Consider the following 24296-nt stretch of genomic DNA (forward strand, 5'->3'; position numbering starts at 1 on the left):
TTAATCCTCCAGATCTAAAAATTCGCAGTCTCCCCAGACCTTTTCAATGTTGTATTTGTCACGCATATCCACGGTCAAAAGATTCACGATAATATCGCCGTAGTCCATCAGAATCCAGCCGGAATGCTTCTTTCCTTCGATATTCCGGACAGATATTCCTTCCTTCTGGAATTGCTCTTCCAGTTCATCGGCCAGCGTCTCGATCTGTCTTTCGCTGCCGCCGGAGGCCAGAACCATGTAATCCGCGAAGGCGGCTTTGGTTCCAATGTTGATTACAGCAATGTCCCGTGCTTTCTTATTGTCCAGGACTCTTGCTGAAAACATTGCCATGTCTTTACAATCCATTTAATTCTCCCTTCTATTTAAATCATTTCGTGCTTTTATCGTATTCTCATGGAGGAACAGTCCCCGCTCCTCAATATATGTAATAGAGCGCTCCATGGATAAGAGGCATGCCTGATCCAGCGACACTTCGGCCGTCTGCCGGATCTCATCCACTCCCGGATATTCTCTTTGCGGCTCAATGGCGTCTGCCAGATAAATCACCTTTTCCAGCAGGGACATGCCCGCTCTGCCGGTGGTATGATAGCGCACCGCGTTCAAAATATCGGGATCAACGATGCCGTAGTCCCGCTCCATAATTTTCGCCGCAATGGGCCCGTGGGCCAGATTGGCATTATCCAGATAGTCCTGCGAAAGTCCCAGTTGTTTTACGTACATATTAAGCACGGCTGCCGGAGTGCTGCGGAACATATCGTGGTAAAGCGCGGCAGTTTCCGCCTTTTTTTCATCGCAGCCGTATTTTTTTGCCAGCTTTTTTGCAGTCTCAACAACGCCGTAGGTGTGGCGTCTGCGCTTTTCCGATAAGTTTTTTTCAATATAAACTTCAATAGAGTCCATTTATAAGGATATACCTTTCTACCTGTTCCGGCACCAGTCCGGAAAGTGATTTGCCGCTTTCCAGCCGCTCTCTGATCTGAGTGGCGGAAATGTCTCTTCTGCGGTTATGAATTTTTACAATATCCGTATTATAGACCGATTTTAACCGCTCTATACATCGGTCCAGTTCCATCTCTTTATAGCCCGGTCTCGATCCCACCGCAAAGGAATAGCTGGTCAGCATTTCCTCCGCGTTTTTCCATTTGTCGATTTTAAGGAAAGCATCGGTACCAGTGATAAAACAGAGCTGCGTTTCCTCACCCATTTCGGCGGAGATAGCCCGCAAAGTCTTATAGGTATAGGAAATCTGCTCCTGCTTCAATTCATAATCAGAGGCCTCAAGACCCGGAATGTCTTCCACAGCCAGTCGGACCATCGCCAGACGATGGGCCCCGCAGGTAACCTGCTTGTCCAGCTTAAAGGGCTGCAGCTTTGCCGGAATCAGCAGGACCCTGGAAAGTCCTGCCTGCTCCCTGGCATCCTCAGCCAGCCCGATATGGCCGTAATGGACGGGATCAAAGGTTCCTCCTAAAATTCCAATTCGTTTCATGCCCTTACTGCTGCGCTTTCTCTTCCTCCGCCGTCTCTACTGCGATGCCCAGTTCCGCCAGCTGCTCTTGATCCACCGGCGCCGGCGCTTCACTGACCATGCACTGGGCGGCCTGGTTCTTTGGAAAGGCGATTACTTCGCGAATGCTGCTCTGATGGGTCAGCAGCATCACCAGACGGTCCAGACCGTAGGCCAGTCCGCCGTGGGGCGGTGCTCCGTATTTGAAGGCTTCTACCAGGAAGCCGAATTTTTCATCGATCTCCTGCTGGGAAAGTCCCAGCACCTTAAACATTCTTTCCTGTAAAGCGCGGTCATGGATACGGATGCTGCCGCCGCCCAGTTCCACGCCGTTGAGCACGATATCATAGGCCTGCGCCTTCACCCTGCCCGGATCGCTTTCCAGGAATTCCAGATCTTCCGGATTCGGGGAAGTAAACGGGTGATGCTTGGCATGGTATTCATCCGCCTCCTCATCGTACTCGAAGAGAGGGAAGTCCACCACCCACAGCAGTTCATACTGATTGTCGTCCAACAATCCCAGTTCCCCTGCGATATGACGTCTGAGGAAACCCAGGCTGTCAAAGACCACCTGCTTTTTATCGGAAACGATCAGAATCAGATCGCCTGCCTTGGCTTCAAAGACGTCTGCGATTTCCCGCAGAGCTTCCGGCGAAAAGAATTTGTTTACAGAAGAGGATATTTTGTCTTCCTCCACCTTGATCCAAACCATGCCCTTGGCGCCGTAGCTCCTTACTGCTTCCGTCAGCTTGTCAATCTTTTTACGGGTATATGCCGCCGCCCCGCCATCGATGCAGATTCCGCGGACATCGCCGCCGGCTGCCAGCGCATCGGTAAACACTTTAAATTCACAGTCAGCCACCAAATCGTTGAGTTTTTTCAGCTCAAATCCAAATCTGGTATCCGGTTTATCGCTGCCATAGCGTTCCATGGCTTCCTCATAAGGAATCCTGCGGAAAGGCGTTGCGATGTCAATGCCCATCAGGTCTTTGAATACTTTCTTCAGGAAACCTTCCTGAATTTCGATCACATCGTCCTGATCCACAAAGGACATTTCCAGGTCAATCTGGGTGAATTCCGGCTGACGGTCAGCACGCAGATCTTCATCACGGAAACATTTTACAATCTGCATATAGCGGTCTGTTCCGGCTACCATCAGAAGCTGCTTGAACATCTGCGGCGACTGAGGCAGCGCATAGAACGCCCCCTGATTGACGCGGCTGGGAACCAGATAGTCTCTGGCGCCCTCCGGTGTGGATTTGATCAGCATGGGCGTCTCCACTTCCGTAAAGCCCTGGCTGTCAAAGTAATCCCTTGCCAGCTTGGTCAGATTGTGGCGGAAGGTCAGGTTCTGCTGCATCTGATGCTTTCTCAGGTCCAGATAGCGGTATTTGAGCCGCAGATTATCGTCCACATTGTCGTCATCCTTGATGTAAATCGGCGGTGTATCGGCCTCCGAATAGATCATCAGATCATCGGCAAAGATTTCGATGCTCCCTGTGGGAAGATCGGCGTTTTTGGATTCTCTCTCCTTAACGGTTCCCTTGATTCCCACCACGTATTCACTGCGCAGGCGGTCCGCTTTTTCAAACAGCTCCTGGGGAATCTGGTCGTTGAACACTACCTGAACGATGCCGGTCTTGTCGCGGACATCGCAGAAGATCAGGCCTCCAAGGTTTCTTCTCTTTTGAATCCAGCCGTTAATTACAACCTGCTCATCTATATTTTTTTCGTTGAGGACACCGCACATATGGGTCCTTTTGAGTATACGTTCCATCCTTTTCTCCTATTTTGTAAGTTCCTTAATTATGTCGTCCATTGCCACTTCCATCTGCTGAGAAGTCTCCATATCCTTGATGGCTACCTTCTTCTCCGCCAGCTCATTATCTCCGATGACAACCGTCTTTTTAGCGTGGAGTCGGTTGGCGTATTTGAACTGGCCCTTGATGTTTCTGGCCATAGTATCCATCTCAGCGCGCACTCCGGCCTGCCGCAGCTGGCGCAGCAGTTTGAGTCCGAAAGCCTTGGCATCGTTTCCCATAACCGCGATAAAGACCTCTACGCCATCAGGTTCGGGAATCTCCACATTATTGGCTTCCATGGTCAGCAGCAGACGCTCGATGCCCAGTCCAAAGCCAACGCCCGGAATGGGAGGTCCCCCCACCTCTTCGATCAGGTGGTCGTAACGGCCTCCGCCGCAGACGGTTCCCTGGGCTCCGATACTGTTTGTGACAAACTCGAAGGCAGTCTTGGTATAATAGTCCAGTCCTCTGACAATTCCCGGGTCCACCACAAATTCAATGCCCATATTCGTCAGGTTTTCCTGCACCTGCTCAAAGGCATCTTTGCACTCATCGCAGAGGAAATCGATCATCATCGGCGCTCCCTGCACCAGCTCCTGGCAAATTTCCGATTTGCAGTCTAAAATACGCAGCGGATTCCGCTCATAGCGATCCTTGCAGGTATCACAGAGCTCATCGTACTTGGGACGCAGAAAATCGCGGAGAGCCTTTCTGTGAGCCTCCCTGCACTGGGGACAGCCTACGCTGTTGATGCGCAGTTCCACGTTTTTGATCCCCAGACCGGAAAGAAAATCGTGAGCCAGGCAGATAACCTCCGCATCGGCCAGCATATTGTTGGTTCCAAAGACTTCAATTCCAAACTGGTGGAAGGCTCTCAGCCTGCCGGACTGCGGCTTTTCATAGCGGAAGCACGGCGTATTGTAATAGTATTTGGAAGGCTGCACGTCCGCATAGGATTTATGTTCGATAAAAGCGCGCACCACCGGGGAAGTTCCTTCCGGCTTCAGGGTAATGCTCCTCTTTCCGTAATCCTGGAAGGTGTACATTTCTTTCTGTACGATATCAGTAGTATCGCCTACGCCTCTTGAAAACAGCTCTGTATGTTCGAAGACGGGAGTCCTGATTTCTTTAAAACCGTATTTGGCACAGATATCCGCGAAAGCCTGTTCCACATAGTGCCATTTGTACACCTGAGCGGGTAATACGTCCTTGGTGCCTTTTGGTGCGTTGGTTAACATCTTTTTACCTCCTGAATAAATTCTTTTTCTTTCGATCCAGCATCTCCTCGATGCGCTCTATATAAATCTCATAATTGGATACGTTGGGGACCCGTTCCAGACGGTTTTCCCGCGGATAATAAACCTTTGTGATGCCTCCGGCTCCCAGAGCTATGATGCTTTGTGCTTCTTCCATGATGCGCACGTTGTAAACGCTTAAAGCATCTTCCCTGCAGTATCCGATATTTTCAGTGCTTCCGGCCGTATGCTTTTGCCGATAAAGATAATATGGCCGGTATCCGTTATTCCGCAGTTTTTCCGCAGCCTGGGAAAGCATGGTTTCCGCCAGCTGGGGCTGTCTGTAATGGAAATTCTCATCCATTTCCTTGAGTCTGGAGGAACGCTTTACAGCCAGGGTATGGAGCGTTATGTTTTCTGCTCCCAGTTCTATAACCTGTGCCAGCGATTCCTGAAAATTCTCTGCGGTCTCCCCCGGAAGTCCGGCAATAAGATCAGCGTTGATTCTGTCAATTCCCGCTTCGCGGGCCATTTGAAACGCCTGAAGCGTCTGCTCCTTTGTATGGGAACGGCCTATCAGCTCCAAAGTCGTATCGTGCATGGTCTGGGGATTGATGCTGATCCGGTTTACCCCGGCAGCTTTCAGCACTTCCAGTTTTTCCGGCGTGATGGTATCGGGTCTTCCCGCTTCTACGGTCAGCTCCGCCAGCCGGGATAAGTCCATGGAATTCCTGACGCAGGCCAGCAGCTCCGCCAGCTGCTCCGCCGTAAGGGTGGTCGGGGTTCCGCCGCCGATGTAAAGCGACTCGGCAGTAATGCCGTCCGCTGCCATTCCCTGCCCGACAAAAGCAATTTCCTTATGCAGCGCTTTCAGATATCGCTCGATTTCTTCCGGGCCTGCCTGATTGGAAGTAAAGGAACAGTACAGGCACCTGGTTGGGCAGAAGGGAATTCCGATATAAATTCCCGCTGAATCCGGCCCGGGCTTTCCCAGATACCGCTGCTGGTAGGCGTAAAGCTCCAGAAGCAGATCCGCTTTTCCTTCTTCTACCAGATAGTCCTCGATCAGCATCTGCTTTGCTTTTTCCGCGCTTCCCAGCTTTCTCTGCAGTTCTCCGGCCAGCTTTACCGGCCGTATGCCTGTAAGAATTCCCCACTTGGGACGCAGGCCGGTCTTATGCGCAAGATAGCCGTACAGCTCCCGTTTCAGCCGATCCTTGTCTCCTTCAAAAGAAAAGACAGCCGTTTCTGCCGGTACGCTTTCTTCTTCATGAGAAAAAATACGGTATTGCTGCGGCGTGAGAAAAAGCTTGATCAGCTCTTCATAAGGATTGGTATTGTCAACGTTTTGCAGTTTAAGGCCGTACAAATGGGTTGCTCTCCTTTTCATATCCTATGTTGGTCGGACCCATATGTCCCGGGAAAACCTGGGTATCGTCCGGAAGGACATACAGCTTGCTGCGGATGGAGTCGGACAAATCATTGAAGGAACAGCCCGGGAAGTCGGTTCTTCCTATGGACTGGCAGAAAAGCGTATCTCCGCTGAATACCACATTGCCGGTGACAATGCACATTCCTCCCGGCGAATGACCCGGCGTATGGAGAAATTTCAATTCCATGTTTCCCACCTTTAAGGTATCTCCGTCCTTTACCGTAATATCCGGGGTAAGGGTAACGGCTCCGCCCATCATAGCGCTCATGTTCATCCGTGCGTCGGCAAGCATGGGAACTTCCGCTTCATCAGCTACTACCTTTGCGTGGGGCAGTTCTTCTTTATGCTGGCTGACCCCGCCGATATGGTCGCTGTGTCCATGGGTCAGAATGATATATTCGATATCGATCCCTTCGCTGGCGATCGTTTGCGTCAGCTGGGGGTTGTAGCCGCCGGGATCGACGATAAAACCTTTCTTCGTCGTCTCATCTTCCACGAGATACGTATTTACAGCCAGCGGACCGCTGGGCAGATTGGTGATCTTCATAAAACTTTCCCTCTCTAAAATGTTTTTTTGCTGTCCAGCAGAATGGTCACTGGACCGTCATTGTGTATCTTTACCAGCATATCGGCCTGAAAGACTCCTTCTTCCACGTGAACGTCCTGCTCCCGCACCAGCTCAATAAAAGCCCGGTACAGCCGGTTCGCTTCCTCAGGCCTGGCGGCTTTGGTGAAGCTGGGACGTTTTCCCTTGCGCACGTCTCCCATTAAAGTGAACTGGGAAACGGCCAGAATCTGTCCATCCACGTCTTTTACCGACAGGTTCATCTTTTCGTCCGCGTCTTCAAAGATGCGAAGTCCCACTACCTTGTCAGCGATATATTTGGCGTCGCTTTCCGTGTCATCGTCTGCTACGCCCAAAAGGACCATCAGCCCCTTTGATACGGCGCCGGTGATCGTTCCGTCCACGGTCACGCTGCTTTCTGTTACTCTCTGTACTACTGCTCGCATAGCTTCTCCTGTTGTTTCTTTTTTACTGTTTTCCGATCTACGGCTTTGCCCGGTAGACATCGGAAACTCCGGGAACGCTCCGCAGAGATCGGAGGACCTTTTCCATCTGATCCTTGCTGGATATGGAAAGGGTCAGTGTCACATTGATCGTTTCGTCCTTGCTGCTTTTGGCATTGACGCCGTCGATGTGAACGTCCATGTCCTCACAGACCCTGGAAACCGCTGAAAATAAACCTTTTCTGTCCTGAGCGATAACGCTGACATCGGCCGTATAGACCTGATCCAGCTTGTCCTTATCCCACTTGACATCAATAAAGCGGGCCTTTTCAGACTCAGGAAGGGAAGTGATGTTGGGACAGTCGGCCCGGTGTACGGAGATTCCTCTGCCTTTGGTGATGAATCCTACGATATCGTCACCCGGCACAGGATTGCAGCACCTGGCAATGCGGATCATGAGATTGTCCACGCCCTCTACCGTTATCCCGGCGTTTTCCCGGCGTCTGCGCGCTTCCCGCTCCTTGCGTTCATCGGGTACTTTCTTTTCCAGTTCTTTCTTTTCCCGTTCCAGCTGTTCCTGTTTTTCATCGTTGTAATATTTGAACAGCAGAGTTCCCACCTTGCTCTGGAAGGCTCCGCCGTGGCTCAGCTGAGTATACAGCTCATCGCTGTTGTTCAGATTCAGTTCTTTGATGGCCCGATTGATAAAGGCATTTTTTAATACTTCCTTGGGGTCATAGCCTTTTTTGCGGACGTATTTATCGATCAGGTCTTTTCCCTTATCAACGGCATCGGATTTGTTTTCCTTTTTCAGCCATTGGCGGATCTTATTTCTGGCCGTACTGCTTTTCGCGATCTTCAGCCAGTCGATGCTGGGTCCCGCCGCATTGGGGGACGTAACAATCTCGATGATGTTGCCGTTTTCAAGGGTGTGGTCTATGGTGACCATCTTACCGTTTACCTTAGCGCCCACGCATTTGCATCCAATATCGGAATGGATTTTGAACGCGAAGTCCAGCGGCGTAGATCCGGCCGGAAGTTCAATGACATCTCCCTGAGGGGTGAAAACGAATACCTGGCTGGCGAAAAGATCGACTTTCAGGGTCTCCATGAACTCCTTAGGATCGTTCATGTCCTTCTGCCACTCCAAAGTCTGGCGGAGCCAGGCCAGCTTCACTTCTTCCTTATCCTGGGTGATGCCCTCCTTGTACTTCCAGTGGGCCGCGATACCGTATTCCGCGATCTTGTGCATTTCGTAGGTACGAATCTGAATTTCAAATGGATTGCCCGTGTCGCCGATGACCGTGGTGTGGAGGGACTGGTACATGTTGGGCTTGGGCATAGCGATATAGTCTTTAAAGCGGCCGGGGATCGGCGTCCACAGAGTATGGACGATTCCCAGCACCGCATAACAGTCACGCACATTTTCCACGATGATGCGTACGGCCGTCAGATCGAAGATTTCATCCAGCTGTTTATGCTGATATTTCATCTTTTTGTAGATGCTGTAAAAATGCTTGGACCGGCCCATGATGTCATAGTGGATGCGAAGATCTTCCAGCGCTTCTTTAATCTCGTCGATCACCTGTTTGATAGCTTCTTCCCGCTTCTCTTTTCTCTCGCTGACCTTTTCCACCAGGTTGTAATAGGCTTCCGGATCCAGATATTTGAGAGCAATGTCCTCCAGCTCGAACTTCATGGCGTAGATACCAAGACGGCTGGCCAGAGGCGCATAGATTTCCAGCGTCTCCTTGCACTTATCGATGATCTTGTTTTCGGTCATATAGTTGATCGTCCGCAGGTTGTGAAGACGGTCAGACAGTTTGATGATGAGAACACGAATATCCTTGGACATGGCCAGAAACATTTTGCGCAGGTTTTCCGCCTGCCGCTGTTCCTTGCTCTCAAATTTCAGGGAGCCCAGCTTGGTGACGCCGTCTACTAAAAGCGCCACCTCTTCCCCGAACTCCTCGGTCAGTTCTTCTTCCGTGTAAGAAGTATCTTCAACCACATCATGAAGCAGACCGGCGACAATGGTATCCTCGTCCATCCCCAGGTCAGCCAGTATTTCCGCTACGGCCAGGGGGTGGATCATATAGGGTTCGCCGGATTTTCTCAGCTGTCCTTCATGCATTTGTCTGGCCTTGTCGTAGGCCCGTCCGATTAAATCCAAGTCGTACTTGGGATTATAACCGGAAATGGTTTCTAAAAATTCTTCTCTGCTCTTCATTTACTGTACATTTTCCTCATTCTTATTTTTCATTTTTGTCTTTTTTTCTCTGTGCTTTTTTCTTTTTTACATCTCTCAGGTACTTGCTCCCTCTGCCTCTCGTAGAAAACTCATAGTACAGTGGACTGCAGATGGTGATCGAGGAGCAGGCTCCCGCCAGTACGCCGACCATCAGCGGCAGCGTAAATTCGCGGATCGCGGAGCCGGTCATGACAAAGAGCGGGATCATAACCACCAGGGTCGTGAAGGAAGTCATCAGCGACCGGCCCAGAGTCTGGGTGATACTCTTGTCGATCAGCTCTTCCGTTCCGCCTCTGCGGGAATATTTCATATTCTCACGTATACGGTCGAATACAACGATAGTGTCGTTGATCGAATACCCGACTACAGTAAGTATACCCGCTATGAACGGATTGTTAACCTGTACATTGAAGATCGCATAAAAAGCGATGAGAATCAGTACGTCGTTAAGTACGCCCAAAAGCGCCGCCCCGCCGAATTTCCATTCGGAGAAACGTAGCCGAATATAGATCAGCATAAACAGGGCCGACAGAAGAATGGCCTTGATGGCGTTGTTCCTCAGCTCCTTACCCACGGAAGGACCGAACAGTTCCTGAGCGACCACGTCGCTGTCTTCAAAACCGAAGTCCCCTTTCAGTGTATTGATAACCTCCGCCCGCTGATCTGCGTCCAGGGCCTCCATAGTACGAATCACCACTTCTTCATTGCCTTCACCGGAATAAATGATCTCGGGATCCAGCTTATGCTTTTTCAGCGATTTTTCCACATCCGACACGGGTACCTGCTTGCCCATATCTACCTGAATCATGGTACCGCCGGTAAAGTCGATCCCGTAGTTGAGTCCGCCGCGGACCAGTCCGAAACCCAGGCCGATCAGCATGATCGCAACCGTTATGATGTAGAAAATCTTTCTGTGTCTGATAAAATGAATGTCCCGTTTAATCTGGAAAGTAGCCGTATTGTCCTTTTTAATTCCGAAAAAGCCTTTTCTGGTAAACCGTTTGCTTTCGGAAAGGATGCTCAGGTACAGCTGCGTGATGAGCACCGCTGTAACGAGGCTGGCCAGAATACCGATCATCAGGGTCCAGGCGAAACCTTTTACGGAGCTGGTTCCTACCTGATACAGAATGATGGCGGCGATAAAGGTCGTCACCTGTGAGTCGATAACCGTACTCATGGCCCGTTTAAACCCGGACTGCACGGCAACCCGTATGGTCTTGCCGCCGATAATTTCTTCCCGGATTCGGGAGAAAATGACGACGTTGGCGTCCACCGCCATACCGACGGACAGAATAATACCTGCGATTCCCGGCAGAGTCAGAACGCTGCCCATGAGCGCCATAGCGTTGAGTATGATTACCACGTACAGCAGCAGGGCAATATCCGCCGTCAGGCCCATCAGGCGATAGCCTACAAGCATAATGATAAAGATCAGAGCCAAACCGATCAATCCGGCCAGAACACTCTGCTCCAGGGCGTTAAAGCCGATCTTGGCCGTCTGTACGGAGGAGGTAACCTCCTTCAGTTCGGTAGGCAGCGCGCCGCCACGAATGAGGGCCGCCAGCTCTTTAGCCTGATCCTGCGTAAAGCCTCCTGTGATCTCGCATTTTCCTCCGGGGATCGGACCATCCTTAACACCCGGATGGGATATGATCTGGTTATCCAGAAGAATCATTATCTCATTGGCTTGTATCCCGTCAATGGCAGGGGTGACCGTTTGACCGTACGCTTTCGCGGTCGCTTCTTCAAACTTCTTTGCTCCGGTGCTGTCAAACTCCAGGTTGACAGCATAGCCTCCGTCCTCCGCTGTGCCGGTGGTAGCCGTCTTGACATTGCTTCCGTCCAGAACGACTGAGCCGTCTGCCAGCGCGAACTGGAGCTGAGCGGTCTTACCGATCTGGTTGATGGCCTCTTCGGCATCATCGGCCCCCGGAAGCTCCACACGAATGCGGTCGCTGCCTTCTATGGTTACAGTCGGCTCCGCCAGACCCATTTCATTGACACGCTTTTCGATAACCGCCTGTGTCTGAGTCATGACCTCCTTCAGCTCTTCATCCGACATTTTTTCCGTGTCCTGCGCTTCCATGACTACGTACACGCCGCCTTTGATGTCCAGCCCCAGCTTGATCTTATTGATTGTCGGATCCATTACGGACCCCAGTCCAAAGAGAGTCACATACCATCCGAACGCAATCAACAGTATGACCAAAACTGCGACAACCCTTTTAAGCTTGTAATTCATTTTGTCCTCCACTCTTATCTTATGTATAAATTCTATATGGCAACATCTGTGCCATTTTAAACTACAGTCATAATATTTTACTACTTTTTTACTGTTTTAACAAGGGGGACCATTGATTTTTCTGCTTTCTCGCTACTTTTTCATGTTTGCGCCAAGAATTCCTCCCACCGCGCCGACGGCCAGCGGTATCAGATATACGGGAGTGAGCATCGAAATTTTGATAAATGTCGTAAAGCAGGCGCTGACAATGAGCAGTATGAGCAGGAGAAGAATGGCCGCAAAAAGCAGTCCCGTCAGCAGTCCGGCCCTTTGAAAAAAGCTCCCCATATACAGACCGATAAACAAACATACCAGACTCATGGCCGCCAGCAGATAAAAGAAACTCCAGCTCTCCGGAAACGGAGTAAACTTTAGAATCAACGCCCCCAGCAGTGTGAAAAGACCGAATGCGATCAGGCTGACCAGATACCCTTTACAGATCCTCGTGATTTTATCCATAGATTTTGTACCTCCCTTTTGCTTGTAATCAGTATATTTCGCAATGCGGGAAATAAGAACCTGTGTCCGCCGATTTACAATCTCGCTCAGAGTACGAAAAAGACGCATCGAAAACCTTCAGCTTTCTGATGCGTCTTGATTCCTTATTATAAAAGGCCGGCCTATTTTTCTTCCTCAGCTGCCGCTTCTTCAGCGGGTTCCTGCTCCGGTGCCGCTTCTTCAGCAGTTTCCGGTTCTTCTGCCTTTTCTTCCTCAGCTGCTTTTTTCTTAAGTCTTCTCGGCATTGCCTTCTTTGGAGCTTCTTCCTCTTCGGTTTCTTCCTCTGAGGATACGCTTACTTTCTTAGTCGGTTTCGCATTTGCGTTTTCAACCACTTTGGAAATCGACCATCTCATTACTTCGAATTTTACTTTATCAGCTCCAACCTGAATCACAAGGGACTCTTCTTTCGTCTTTACGACTTTGCCGCAGATTCCGCCAATCGTGATGATTTCATCGCCAACACGAACATTGCTCCTCATCTGATTTACCTGCTTTTCCCTCTTCTTCTGAGGTCTGATCAGCAGGAAGTACATTACTACTAAGAGCAGAACTAAAGGCAGTAACGTTGCTAACATGTTCCCATTCATAAAAATAAAGCCTCCTTAAAATATTACTTTATACAATTCTAATTCAAATGGTGCCGGCGATGGGGGTCGAACCCATACGGTGTTGCCACCACGGGATTTTGAGTCCCGCACGTCTGCCAATTCCATCACGCCGGCGCAATGAAATTATTATATCATAGCTTATGGGTTTAGACAAGATTTTTACCTGAAAAACTCGGTATATTTTTAAGCGTCGATGATTTCCAGATCCTCCGCTTTGATGTCCGTCATGTATTTTTTACTCAGCAGACTGTACATGACCGGAATCACGATCAGAGTCATCAGCGTGGCGTAGATCAGGCCGCCGATGCAGACAATGGCCACGGGCTGCATCATCTCCGCGCCGTTGCCCATACCGATCGCCAGCGGCAAAAGCCCCAGAATCGTCGTTATGGCTGTCATCAGAACCGGCCGCATTCTCACAGCTCCCGCCTCCACAATGGCATCATGACGGTCCATACCGTCTTCCAGCCGGAACCGGTTGATGCAGTCCACCAGTACGATGGCATTATTTACAATGACGCCCATCAGCATGACAAATCCCAGCAGGGCCACTACGCTGACGTCCTGCCCGGTCAGCAGCAATCCCAGCATACCGCCGGTGAAGGCCAGGGGCACGGTGAACATAACGATGAACGGTGAACGCAGAGACTGGAACTGAGCTACCATGACCAGATACACCATCAGCATGCCCAGCACCAGCATGAGTATCATCTGCTTCATGGCATCCATGATCGTTTCATTCTCGCCTTCAAATTCCACTTTCACATCCGACGGAAGGTCCATCTTCTCCACCGCTTTCTTGACGTCGCTGGTCACATGGGTGATATTATAGCCATCCACCAGCTCTCCGCTGACGCTCAGTACCCTCTTTTGCGCTTCATGATCAATGACGCTCAAAGTCTCTTCGTCGGAAATATCGGCGATGGTAGACAGGCTGACTTTCGTATCGCTGCCATCGGCTTTCTTGCCCGTGATTTTCAGATCTTCCAGGTCCTTTTTCGACATGGACTCAGTGTCCCTGCTGGAGATCATCACATCGGTGCCCTCGCCGCTCTGAACCAGGGTGGTGGCCGCCTTGTCTTTGGACAGCTGCTCCGAAATGCTGGCGAATACCTGGGCTACCGTCAGGCCGTAGGACATGGCTTTGTTCTTGTGAATATTGATCTGCAGCTTGGGCGCACTGTCCGCTTTGGTATCGGTCACTTCCTTCAGGCCTTTGACCTGGCCCAGCCGCTTTTCTATGGAGATGGCGGATGATCTCAGTTTATCCAGATCGTCGCAGTACACCTTCATCTGTACGCCCGAACCGCCCATCATGCTCATCATGTCCGTATCTCCCTGAGCCGTGATCTCACAATCATAGTCCTTGCCCATGGCTTCGATCTTTTTGGACAGATCCTTGGCCTGATCCAGTTTGTCTTCATCCAGGATCACATACATCATAGACTGGGTTACATCCTTTTCTCCCATGGACATGCCCATGGCCCCGCTCGCATCGCTGGAAAGCATGGCCCCCACCGTCTCCACATAATCCATCTTCATGATTTTTTTCGAAACCGCGTCTGTAACCTCGGCCGTATCCTCAAGGTCGCTGTCATCCGGCATCTGTATGGTTACCGACATCTGCTGGCTTGCCATAGCCGGCATATAGGAAAATCCTTTGCTCAGGGCCAGACCGGTGGAGCCGAACAGCAGCACAACGGCGATGATCAGCACCCACTTTCTGTGAGCCAGAGCAAACTCCACGGCGTTTTTGTAGCGGTGGATAATGGGGCTTTCCTGGCTGAGGGCCGTCTTTTTCGCCTCCCGCTTGAGCAGGCCCCTGGCCATGGCCGGAACCAGCGTCAGAGCGATAAACAGGCTGGCCAGCAGCGCGTAGGTGACGGTCAGCGCCATATCGGTAAAGATCTGGCGGGTCATTCCCTCTACGAATACAATCGGCACGAATACGCAGATCGTGGTCAGGGTGGAAGCCGTAATGGCCCCCGTTACCTGGGCGGCTCCCGATATGGCCGCTCTGGTATGGCTGTAGCCCATGGCGCGCAGCCGGTAGATGTTTTCGATTACGACAATGGAGTTATCTACCAGCATCCCGACCCCTACCGCAAGTCCCGCCAGAGAGATCACGTTGAGGGTGACCCCTGAGAAATACATCAGCGCAATGGCAAAGGTCACACTGATGGGGATGCTGATGGCCGTGATAATCGTCGGCCGGATATCCCGCAGGAACAGCAGCAGAATCAGGATTGCCAGAATCGCACCCAAAAGCAGATTCTGCAGTACCGAATTGATGACCATATGGATGTATTCGCCCTGGTCGGACAAATTGGTAAAGGTCAGTCCATCGTATTTGTCGGAAAGCTTTTCGAAATTCTCCGTAACCCGGTCCGCCACATCCGCGGTCGCATAGCCGGACTGCTTGGTAAAGGTCAGAAGCACTCCGTTTTCGCCGTTGATCTTGGCATAAGTTTCCGCGGCATTATTGGCATTGGTCACATCTGCGATATCGGAAAGTTTGACCGGGTCCACACCGTCGATGTCCATATCCAGGATTACCAGATCCTGCAGTTCTGAGATGCTCTTGATTTTGTTGCCCACGCTGACCAGAACTTCGCTTTTTCCGTCGCTGACATAGCCGGCCGGCATGGAGAAGTTCTGGGCATCGAGGATGGAGGATACGTTACTCATGGTCAGTATGCCGGTCAGATTGGCGCTGTTGAGAGCCGCCTCCTCCGAGGACTGGATCTGCGCCAGCGATGCCTGCAGCTGTGCTACCGTAGCCTGCAAGGTACTGCTTCCGGCAGTCAGTTCGGACATATTGTTACCCAGGGTATCGGAAATCGTGGCCTGCTGTACATTGAGTTTGGACAGCCCATCCTCCACCGCCTTGATCTGGGCGTCGATCTCTTTGGTGGACGGCAGTTTATTGATGTCCATACCGTAATTCTTAAGGGTCTTGCCCATGGATTCCAGGGTAGCCGCGGTCTGGGCGTAAATGGGATTTTTCATGCATTCTTCTTTAACTCGCTCGTCAGACCAGGAAGGGTTCTGGGCTTTTACCGCTTTTTCGATTTCCTGCTGAGCCGCTTTGAGAAGCTCCACCTGAACGATGGCCGCTTTCGCCTGCTCCAGCTGCTCGATCCCTTCTTTCATCTGAACCCTGGCCGCTTCCATCTGCTGGGCGGCCTGCTGCTGCCCTTTGGACACCTCTTTTTTGCCCGATTCGATCTTGTCCTGGCCTCCCTTGGCCGAATTGATGCCACTGTTCAGCTTCCCCTTGGCGTCGGAAAACTGTTTCAGAATGGCATTGCTGGTCTTTTTGTTGATTTTATCAATTTTATCCTGAGAAAGAACCACCTGGATATCTTCGCTGATCAGACCGGTGGCATTGACGCTGGCCACCCCTTCGATCCCTTCAAGGGGCGTCAGCAGGTTTTCCTCCACAAAGGCCGATGTCTCGGAAGTACTCTTGTCCTTCAAGCTGACCGCGGCAACATTGACCGGCATCATGTCCGGATTGATCTTCATTACCACAGGCGTGCCCACGGTTTCATCCCACTGGCCGGATATCATGTCGATTTTCTCATGTATATCTACGGAAATCGCATCCATATTGACATCGTCGGAAAACTCCAGCGCAATCATGGAAAAGCTTTCATTGGATTGAGAGGTGAGCGTTTTTATATGGTTAAGAGTGGCCAGCTGCTGTTCCATGGGTTTGGTAAGTTCCGTCTCCACTTCTTCCGGGCTGGCACCCGGGTAGGTTGTCATAACGATAGCATAGGGCATATTGATGCTGGGAAACAGATCCGGAGTCATTTTGCTAAAGGACACGATCCCAAAGACAATAATCAATATGACCGCGACCAGCACGGTAAAGGGTTTTTTTACACTGAATTTTGCTAACATATGGCTCCTCCCTTTCTGTCCCTTTTGCTTTCTTTTATAACGCCGTATTTGAGCATATTCAACATCTTATCCAGTCGTTCTTCCGCCCTTTCGAGCGATTCGCCCCCTGCGAAATACCGCTGAAGGGCATATACGGAACTGCAGATAAGCAGCCAGGTAAGGCTCGTCATCTCCTGCTCGGAATAGCTGTTCAGATCATCCAAATCGCACAGATATTCAAAATGTTTTTTCTCTGCGCAGAGCTCAAAGTTATCCAGAAACTCATTCACATCATCGGGTTTGGCATTGGATACGATCTGCTTGATAAAAGCTTCCCTGCTGGTGCCCTTTACTCTGGCCAGCAGGCTGAAAATTCTTTTACAGAGCGAAAATATGTCATAACGCTGCTTTTCTTTGCTGAGCTCTGTGGTAAACTCGTCTTTAATCTGATCGATCAGATATTTATAAATATCCTCTTTATCTTTAAAGTAATAATAAAATCCGCTTCGCGAAACTCCTGCGTTCTGAGCGATCTTGAAGATCGAAACCTTTTCGTAAGGCAGCGCGGAAAATTCGTCGATGGCGGATTCCAGTAAAACTTTTTTCTTTTGCTCTTCTAAATGAAAAAAGGCCTCTGTCGGCATTATTATCTCCTTACTTTCTACAAAAATTGACACTGTGTCAACACAACATAGATAGATTGTACTTGACACAGTGTCGATTGTCAACTGATTTTCATTTAACTTCAGCTCTTTTTCTTTTTCGGATTTCCTTTGGAATCTGTGGAGAGTTCATCGGACCGCAGCGGATTTCCATCCCGGAATACTTTTACACATACTATCTTCTAAGTCTGTTCAGGCAGGCGAAAATCTCCTGCCTGCGCACGGCTGCAAAACCACATACCGCGTTGCCGGAAAAGAAGCTTTCCAACCCCTGTTTATGCAGCTGTTCATCCAGGTTTTCAGCGATCTCATCCAGAGTTCTCCTGCCGTCCGTAAGCTGCTCCAGGCCGTACAGCAGCAGTTTCCCCAAAGAGGCTGTCTGTTCGGAATCGGTCAGCTGTTCCACATACCTCAGATCTACAGTTTCTTTTCCGATGGAAAAGGAGTCCCTGCTGTGGACCTTTACTTTCAGCGGTTTGTGTTTCTTTTTCTCCTGTTCCAGCAATTTGGGCCAGTTCATTATACGGCTGCTGTGCGGCAGGCAAAAGGGCGGCACGTTTTCCGCGCCCGGCGCCGGGTACTTTTCACACAGCGCTTTGACCTTGCCTGTGATATCCGATGGGTGGTAGCAATCCATCTGAATGACGGTATCGGCGATATGAAAGAAAGCTCCCGAGCTCCCTGCGACCAGAATCGTGGAGATGCCCGCCTGCTGCCGGAGCTGGCCCGCTCTTTCGATAAAAGGCGTGATCGGCTCCTTGCTGCGGCTGATGACCTCCTGCATAAAAGTATCCCTCACCATAAAATTTGTAGCGGAGGTGTCTTCATCGATGAGAAACAAACGGCTGCCCGCCTCAATGCTCTCTGCTATGCCCGCAGCCTGCGAGGTGCTGCCGCTGGCATCCAGCGTGGAAAATCGATGGGTATCCCTGCCATTGGGAAGATCATTGATGAAGAGGGAAATATCCACATCTTTGATAAATCGTCCATCCTCAGAACGAAGTTTTACGGCTGTCTCATCGGTGATGACATACTCTCTGCCGTCACCTGCGATATGGTCGTACACCCCCTGCTCCAGCGCATTGAGCAGCGTGGATTTTCCGTGATATCCGCCGCCTGCGATCAACGTAATTCCACAGGGAATTCCCATCCCGCTCATACTCCCTCTGTGGGGAAGCTCCATCGTTACCCGCAGTGTATCAGGAGAGGAAAACGGTACGGATTCTTTCATCGGCCGGTCCGATATACCGCTTTCACGGGGCAGAACCGCTCCATCGGCGACAAACGCCGCCAAATTTCGCTTTTTCAACTCTCCGCGGATCGCATGCTGATCGTCCGCAAGGAAGATCACCTGTTCCAGCTTGTTCCCATCCATGTTTCGATAAAAAAGTGCCTTTTCAATGCTTTCGGGAATGAAGGAAAAAAGCATCTTTTCCAGTGCTCCCGCGTTGATGCGTCTTCCGTTTGCGGGAAACCCTCCATGAAACCTTACAATAAGATAATCGTCCGTGATCTGACAGGCCGTGCGTTCGAGGACCGTTTGTCCGCACCTGGATGAAGCCAGAAGGCCGCTCTTGCCCGAACCTCCCGCTTTAAAACTGAATCGTTCCAACTGCGCGGCCAGTCTGCGGGTCAGATAGTCCTGCAGCGCGATACGGGTATGTTTTTTCTCCGTATAAACTTTGGGAATACCGGTATCCTTAAACGGTATCTTTGCGCTCAATGCCGACGGCGGCGCAAAAGGATCTCCCTGGACCCGGTCCAGGGAGAGAATGTAATCATCAAACCGATAGCTGCCCCGCAGCTCTTTATATAAAGAATAGCTTTTGCCATTGACAGCCGCAAGCTGTCTTTGCAGATCCGATGCCTGTTTCATGATCCTGCCTGCTTTCTGTTTTATTTTATCGGTTATATTATATCAGACAGGGTTGCCTGAATCAATCCCGCATGGTCCAGTTGGGCCAGTTCTATGACCCGGTCCATACGCAGTTCCGCTGCCTGCGCGAAACGCTCGCCGTACTCATGATCGGCCAGATAGCAGTGGGCCGCATGGCGATATCTGATGTTCTCGGTAACGGAGGCCATATCCGCAGCCGTATTTTCAATCAGTATCTGTTTTTTATCTTCCGTCATCACACGCCACAGATTGCCGCCTGCCCGGAAACAGTCGTCCGTGGGGTCATCCTTTGGATCATACCGCCACATTGCTCCTTCAAGCTCCAGCGGCGGCTCTGCTGTTTCCGGCTGCGCTGTCCAGTATCCGCTGCTGTTGGGCGCATAGGCCGGCGCGCCGCCATAGTTGCCATCGGTACGCATAGCTCCGTCCCGGTGATAATCGCTCACATCCCCTTTTGCCTGATTGACCGGGATCAGATTATGATTCACTCCAAGACGATAGCGCTGTGCGTCGCCATAGGCAAAGAGACGTCCCTGCAAAAAACGGTCAGGACTGAAACCAATGCCGGGCACGACATGCGCAGGCGTAAACGCGGACTGTTCCACTTCCGCGAAATAGTTTTCCGGATTGCGGTTAAGTTCCAACACACCCACTTCAATCAGAGGATACTCCTTATGACGCCATATTTTCGTGATGTCAAAAGGATTCTCGTAATGGTTCTTCGCCTGCTCTTCCGTCATAATCTGCACATACATGGTCCACTTGGGATAATTGCCCCGTTCAATGGCCTCAAAGAGGTCTTTTCCGTGATATTCGCGATCCATGCCATTGATTTTCGCAGCTTCCTCGTTGCTGAGGTTTTTAATGCCCTGCTGGGTTTTAAAGTGGAATTTACACCATACCCGCTCATTTTTCTCATTATAAAAAGAATAGGTATGCTCTCCGAAAAAGTGCATGTTCCGGAAAGACGCGGGAATCCCGCGGTCGCTCATGACTACTGTAATCTGATGAAAACATTCCGGCAGAAGCGTCCAGAAATCCCAGTTATTCTGAGCCGAACGCCGCCCTGTGCGCGGATCGCGCTTTACCGCACGGTTCAGGTCCGAAAAGTTATGAACGTCACGGATAAAAAACGTAGGCGTATTATTGCCCACCAGATCCCAGTTGCCCTCTTCCGTGTAAAACTTTACGGCAACGCCGCGGATATCCCGCTCACAGTCGGCAGCTCCCCGTTCACCGGCTACAGTGGAGAAGCGAATGAAGACTTCCGTCTCTGCATTGGGTTGAAGGACCTTTGCTTTTGTATACTGCGAAATATCATGGGTAACCGTAAATTTTCCGTATGCTCCCCAGCCCTTGGCATGCATCCTGCGCTCAGGAATGACCTCACGGTTAAAATGGGCCATCTTTTCCATCAGCCAGACATCCTGCATCATCACGGGGCCCCGCGGACCGGCTGTGATGGCGTTTTCGTTATCGGCAACCGGAGCGCCGACTTCATTGGTTAGTTTTTTGTATTCTTTCATCGTTCTGATTCCTTCCTTCTTCAGCCTTCGACATCATACTGAAGATTCATCCTCCTGGATTCCTCCGTTTGTCCGTTCGTTCTGCCATCCATGGAATATAAGTGATAACGGCAGTCTCAATAACAGCAAAGAGGGGAAGCAATCTGAATTCCGGCAGCAAAATGGTTTGAATACCTGCTGCCTGTTTCCATTTGTCGCTATTGGGAACTCTTATCAATTAGTATAGGGACTTGCACCGTTTTTGTCAATACGTTTGCTGAATATTTGTACAATTCCGACCAATTTGTGCAGCACGCTTTCAGTTTACAACTTACCCTCTATCAGTTATACTATCATCAAGAGTTACCAGAGATACGGTGGACGGTTCGCTCCCTGCAAGGGGAGGTGATACGATGGTTACATATGATGCTTTGATTGCTTTTGGCACGTGGGCACTCGTTGTAGTCGGAGTTATCGCCTTGTTTTCGAACAAGCGTTAGAATTATTTCCAAAAAATAATTAACCGTCCCAGCATCCAACTTTGACGGTTAATTATTAACTATTCAATGGGAGCGACCGTTCATCGGTAACTCTTTTCTTATCTGTATTATATGCCATGCGTGGATCGAAGTCAATATAGCGGTGTTTTGATTCGAAAAAAATAAAAATCGCTGAAACCTTACGATTTCAGCGATTTTCCCTTGGTGCGGCTGATGGGACTTGAACCCATACGGTCGCCCACACGGCCCTCAACCGTGCGCGTCTGCCTATTCCGCCACAGCCGCATGTTGCTTATTCAGCTCACTTTTACAATAATAAAGGAAATTTGCTTTTTTGTCAATTGGAATTTTAAAAAAATACGGCCGAAAGCTTCCTCAGGGGCAGCTCCGGCCGAAAATTCGCTTATTCGTTTAAAGGGAGACTTCCGCGTCTGCCGCAGCTTTGCCGGACAGATAGGTCAGGAAGAAATAGCTCCCGTAAATAATGCATGTCACAATCAGGGCGAAACAGATATTGTAAAGCACGGCCGCGGCGCCCATCGGCGGCAGCAGCAGGTAAAACCCAATTGTAATGACTGCGCCATGTATCAACGCCAGTATAAGCGGAAAGCCAAAATACACACCGATCTGCTGCAGGACGGATCTTCGGATGACAGCAGATCGAACACCCAGCTGCTTTAAGGATTTATAACGTTTCCGATTATCCTCAGCCTCTCCCATCTGCTGCAGGGCCAGCACTACGCAGGCGCATATCATGAAGGTGATGCCGAGATAGATCGCCATATAGGAAAGCATTAAGTTGGTGGAGGTAATTTCGATTATGACCATGTTTTTCGTTGAAGAGAGATAGGATTGATCTCTGGCATTCAAAAAGTCATCCGTCAGCATACGTTCCGCCTGCTCCTTGTCGCCCCTGTAATTGATATTCAGGTGTATGATGAGCGGCGTCAGGCCCTTTAACACTGAATCGGGCACCACCACTGCATTGTCCCCGCTATTGACATTCTTGACTGTATATCCCATATCAAACAATTTGTCCGATGCGGCGGTGAGCGTTTTTCCATTGACCAGAATCCCAGTATCCTCCTGAGAAAGAAAATCTTCCAATTTTCCTTTTCGTTCCCGATCCGTGGCGGACAGCACGTATTTGCCCGCAGGCAGTTTGATGGGTTTGAGCCCCTGCATGGTCCTTGCTTTGTTGTAATCGGACAGAGCCACGGCCTCCACTTCCCCGCCCTTTATCTTCAGACCTTCCGAGTCATATACAGCCAGCTGCCCGACGCTGCCGATCCGGTTCAGACGGACGCCTTTGCTTTCCAGTTCCTGAGCAAAATCCAAATTTTTAGAATGCTCCGCACCCACGCTGCCACTCATCACCTTGCTGAGGGTGGCATCGTAGGGCGTCAATTTTTCCAGATCCTGAGACGTGCTTTTTCCCATTCCCAGGCCAACCGTCATGCTGCTGACAGACAGAAACAGCAGGACACAGATGATCGACAGGGAAAGATTGGTTGTTTTCAGCTTACTGGCGATCTGCGCGGCGGAAAACAAATTGATTCCGCTGTAGTAGCTTTTCTTATTCTTTTTAACGATCCCCATCAGGATTCCCGACAAAGCCCAGAAGAAAAAGAAGGTTCCGATGGCAATTCCTATAATTCCGATTGCCACCAGTTTCATCTTTATCGCATCGGGCCGCAGGATCAGCAGATATCCCGCAATCATCAATACAATTCCGCAGGCAGCGATCACAAGGTTTTTCCCCCTGGACCGCTCCTGAAAGGACTCGTTCTTTTTCTCCGCGTACAGCAGGTCGATCAGCTTATACTTCTTTAAAGTCCGGTTGTTCACTTTATACATGACCACAAACAGCAGACCGAAGAAGCAGACAGCTCCCACAGCCGATAGAGGCGAGAACACAAAATGATAGGAAGCTCCCTCCGCTCCCAGCAGCCGCATGGATATCAGAGCCAGACCCTGGGAAAGAAAGATTCCCGCTGCCAGGCCGATGGCCAAAGAAATTACGCCGATAAAGAAAGTTTCCTTCTGAATCAGTTTGGATATCATCTTTTGCTCGATACCCAGGGTAATATAAAGGCCCAGCTCCTTTTTTCGTTTGCGCATCAAAAACCGATTGGCGTAGCTGACCAGGAATCCCATGATCACGCAGATAAACAGCGATACGGCCAGAATCATGCCGGAGGCAAAGGTCAGATAGCTTCCGGTATCCTTTACATTCATCATGGAAAACTGCGCATTGATGGAATTAAAGGTATAGAACAGAGCAACGCCTAAGGTCAGAGTCAGAAAATAGATCATGTAGTTTTTCAGATTGTTTTTCACGTTTTTCAGCGCGATCTGGTGAAACATCTTCATGGTTTGGGAATTGTTTTTCTTAGATGACATGGCTGTTGTCACCTCCCAGTACGGAAACCACTTCTATGATTTTTCTGAAAAAATCCTTCCTGGAATCAGCGCCCCGAACCAGCTCATGGAACAGCTTTCCGTCCTTCATGAAGAGGATGCGTTTGCAGTGGCTGGCAGTGAAAGCATCATGGGTAACCATCAGAATCGTGGCGTTCCGCTTTTCATTCATATCGCCCAGGTTCTGCAAAAGCATCTTTGCCGATTTTGAATCCAGCGCCCCGGTGGGCTCATCGGCCAGTATCAGAGACGGTTCCTTGACCATCGCTCTGGCACAGGCGATTCTCTGTTTCTGTCCGCCCGACAGCTCATAAGGAAATTTGGTCAGAATCTCGCCGATTCCCAGCTCAGCGGCAATCCGCCCCACCGACTGCTCGATCGTTTCCGGCGATCTTCCGATCACGGCCAGCGCCAAAGCGATATTATCATAAGCCGTAAGAGTATCCAGCAGATTAAAGTCCTGGAAAATAAACCCCAGATGATTTCTTCTGAAATCGGAAAGCTGATTTTGTTTCAGTTTTGTAATATCTTTGTCCTCGATAAAGATATGTCCCGAAGTCACTGTATCGATGGTAGAGATGCAGTTTAAAAGCGTTGTCTTTCCGCTTCCGGACGGACCCATAATGCCGATATATTCTCCCCGCCGCACGTTGAGGTCGATATCGTCCACCGCTTTTGTGACATTCTTTTTATTATAATAATATTTTTGTACGTTCTTTGCGTTTAAAACATAATTCATCGTTACTTCCTCCCTGTTTCTTTTCTATAGCATAGCAGGAGGAAAACGCGGTTTCCACC

At 50.2% G+C, this 24296-nt stretch carries 18 protein-coding genes and 2 tRNA genes; all 20 read right to left on the reverse strand.

The window, feature by feature from the left end:
- Window positions 1–345, reverse strand: a complete 345-nt coding sequence (rsfS, locus tag NE619_RS04075) for a ribosome silencing factor (RefSeq protein WP_256131092.1) — start codon at window positions 343–345, stop codon at window positions 1–3.
- Window positions 346–900: a bis(5'-nucleosyl)-tetraphosphatase (symmetrical) YqeK gene (gene yqeK, locus NE619_RS04080; protein WP_256131093.1), complete on the reverse strand. Its 555-nt coding sequence runs from the start codon at window positions 898–900 to the stop codon at window positions 346–348. It lies immediately after the preceding gene.
- Entirely contained in the window at window positions 887–1489 is a 603-nt protein-coding gene (gene nadD, locus NE619_RS04085) for a nicotinate-nucleotide adenylyltransferase (protein WP_256131094.1), read from the reverse strand. Before nadD ends, yqeK begins: the two co-directional genes overlap by 14 nt.
- A 4-nt stretch (window positions 1490–1493) precedes the next feature.
- Complete coding sequence (aspS, locus tag NE619_RS04090) at window positions 1494–3284, reverse strand: aspartate--tRNA ligase (RefSeq protein ID WP_256131095.1); 1791 nt, start codon at window positions 3282–3284, stop codon at window positions 1494–1496.
- Between the two features lie 9 nt (window positions 3285–3293).
- Window positions 3294–4547, reverse strand: coding sequence for a histidine--tRNA ligase (gene hisS, locus NE619_RS04095; protein ID WP_256131096.1), 1254 nt, complete (start codon window positions 4545–4547; stop codon window positions 3294–3296).
- A gap of 4 nt (window positions 4548–4551) precedes the next feature.
- Complete coding sequence (gene hemZ / locus NE619_RS04100; RefSeq protein ID WP_256131097.1) at window positions 4552–5913, reverse strand: coproporphyrinogen dehydrogenase HemZ; 1362 nt, start codon at window positions 5911–5913, stop codon at window positions 4552–4554.
- Window positions 5900–6523: an MBL fold metallo-hydrolase gene (locus tag NE619_RS04105; RefSeq protein WP_256131098.1), complete on the reverse strand. Its 624-nt coding sequence runs from the start codon at window positions 6521–6523 to the stop codon at window positions 5900–5902. The genes hemZ and NE619_RS04105 overlap by 14 nt, the downstream gene beginning before the upstream one ends.
- A 14-nt stretch (window positions 6524–6537) precedes the next feature.
- Window positions 6538–6987 carry a D-aminoacyl-tRNA deacylase gene (gene dtd / locus NE619_RS04110; RefSeq protein ID WP_256131099.1) on the reverse strand — a complete coding sequence of 150 codons (450 nt, stop codon included), beginning with the start codon at window positions 6985–6987 and terminating at the stop codon, window positions 6538–6540.
- 37 nt (window positions 6988–7024) lie between these two features.
- A complete protein-coding gene (locus tag NE619_RS04115) occupies window positions 7025–9214 on the reverse strand; it encodes a RelA/SpoT family protein (RefSeq protein ID WP_256131100.1) in 2190 nt (729 codons plus the stop codon).
- A gap of 22 nt (window positions 9215–9236) precedes the next feature.
- A complete protein-coding gene (gene secD, locus NE619_RS04120) occupies window positions 9237–11477 on the reverse strand; it encodes a protein translocase subunit SecD (RefSeq protein ID WP_256131101.1) in 2241 nt (746 codons plus the stop codon).
- A gap of 132 nt (window positions 11478–11609) precedes the next feature.
- Window positions 11610–11975, reverse strand: a complete 366-nt coding sequence (locus tag NE619_RS04125) for a TIGR04086 family membrane protein (protein ID WP_256131102.1) — start codon at window positions 11973–11975, stop codon at window positions 11610–11612.
- 161 nt (window positions 11976–12136) lie between these two features.
- A complete protein-coding gene (gene yajC, locus NE619_RS04130; protein WP_256131103.1) occupies window positions 12137–12604 on the reverse strand; it encodes a preprotein translocase subunit YajC in 468 nt (155 codons plus the stop codon).
- 48 nt (window positions 12605–12652) lie between these two features.
- Window positions 12653–12739: transfer RNA gene (locus NE619_RS04135), tRNA-Leu, on the reverse strand.
- A gap of 69 nt (window positions 12740–12808) precedes the next feature.
- A complete protein-coding gene (locus NE619_RS04140) occupies window positions 12809–16534 on the reverse strand; it encodes an efflux RND transporter permease subunit (protein ID WP_256131104.1) in 3726 nt (1241 codons plus the stop codon).
- Window positions 16528–17157, reverse strand: coding sequence for a TetR/AcrR family transcriptional regulator (locus NE619_RS04145; RefSeq protein ID WP_256131105.1), 630 nt, complete (start codon window positions 17155–17157; stop codon window positions 16528–16530). The genes NE619_RS04140 and NE619_RS04145 overlap by 7 nt, the downstream gene beginning before the upstream one ends.
- 193 nt (window positions 17158–17350) lie before the next feature.
- Window positions 17351–19051, reverse strand: coding sequence for an ABC-ATPase domain-containing protein (locus NE619_RS04150; RefSeq protein ID WP_256131106.1), 1701 nt, complete (start codon window positions 19049–19051; stop codon window positions 17351–17353).
- A gap of 32 nt (window positions 19052–19083) precedes the next feature.
- Window positions 19084–20598, reverse strand: a complete 1515-nt coding sequence (locus NE619_RS04155) for a catalase (RefSeq protein ID WP_256131107.1) — start codon at window positions 20596–20598, stop codon at window positions 19084–19086.
- A 681-nt stretch (window positions 20599–21279) separates the two neighbouring features.
- Window positions 21280–21362: transfer RNA gene (locus NE619_RS04160), tRNA-Leu, on the reverse strand.
- Window positions 21363–21488: 126 nt separating this feature from the next.
- Entirely contained in the window at window positions 21489–23480 is a 1992-nt protein-coding gene (locus NE619_RS04165; RefSeq protein ID WP_256131108.1) for an FtsX-like permease family protein, read from the reverse strand.
- Window positions 23470–24237, reverse strand: a complete 768-nt coding sequence (locus tag NE619_RS04170; protein ID WP_256131109.1) for an ABC transporter ATP-binding protein — start codon at window positions 24235–24237, stop codon at window positions 23470–23472. The genes NE619_RS04165 and NE619_RS04170 overlap by 11 nt, the downstream gene beginning before the upstream one ends.
- Between the last annotated feature and the right edge of the window lie 59 nt (window positions 24238–24296).

Source organism: Anaerovorax odorimutans (genome assembly GCF_024459955.1).
Taxonomy (GTDB): domain Bacteria; phylum Bacillota; class Clostridia; order Peptostreptococcales; family Anaerovoracaceae; genus Hominibacterium; species Hominibacterium odorimutans_A.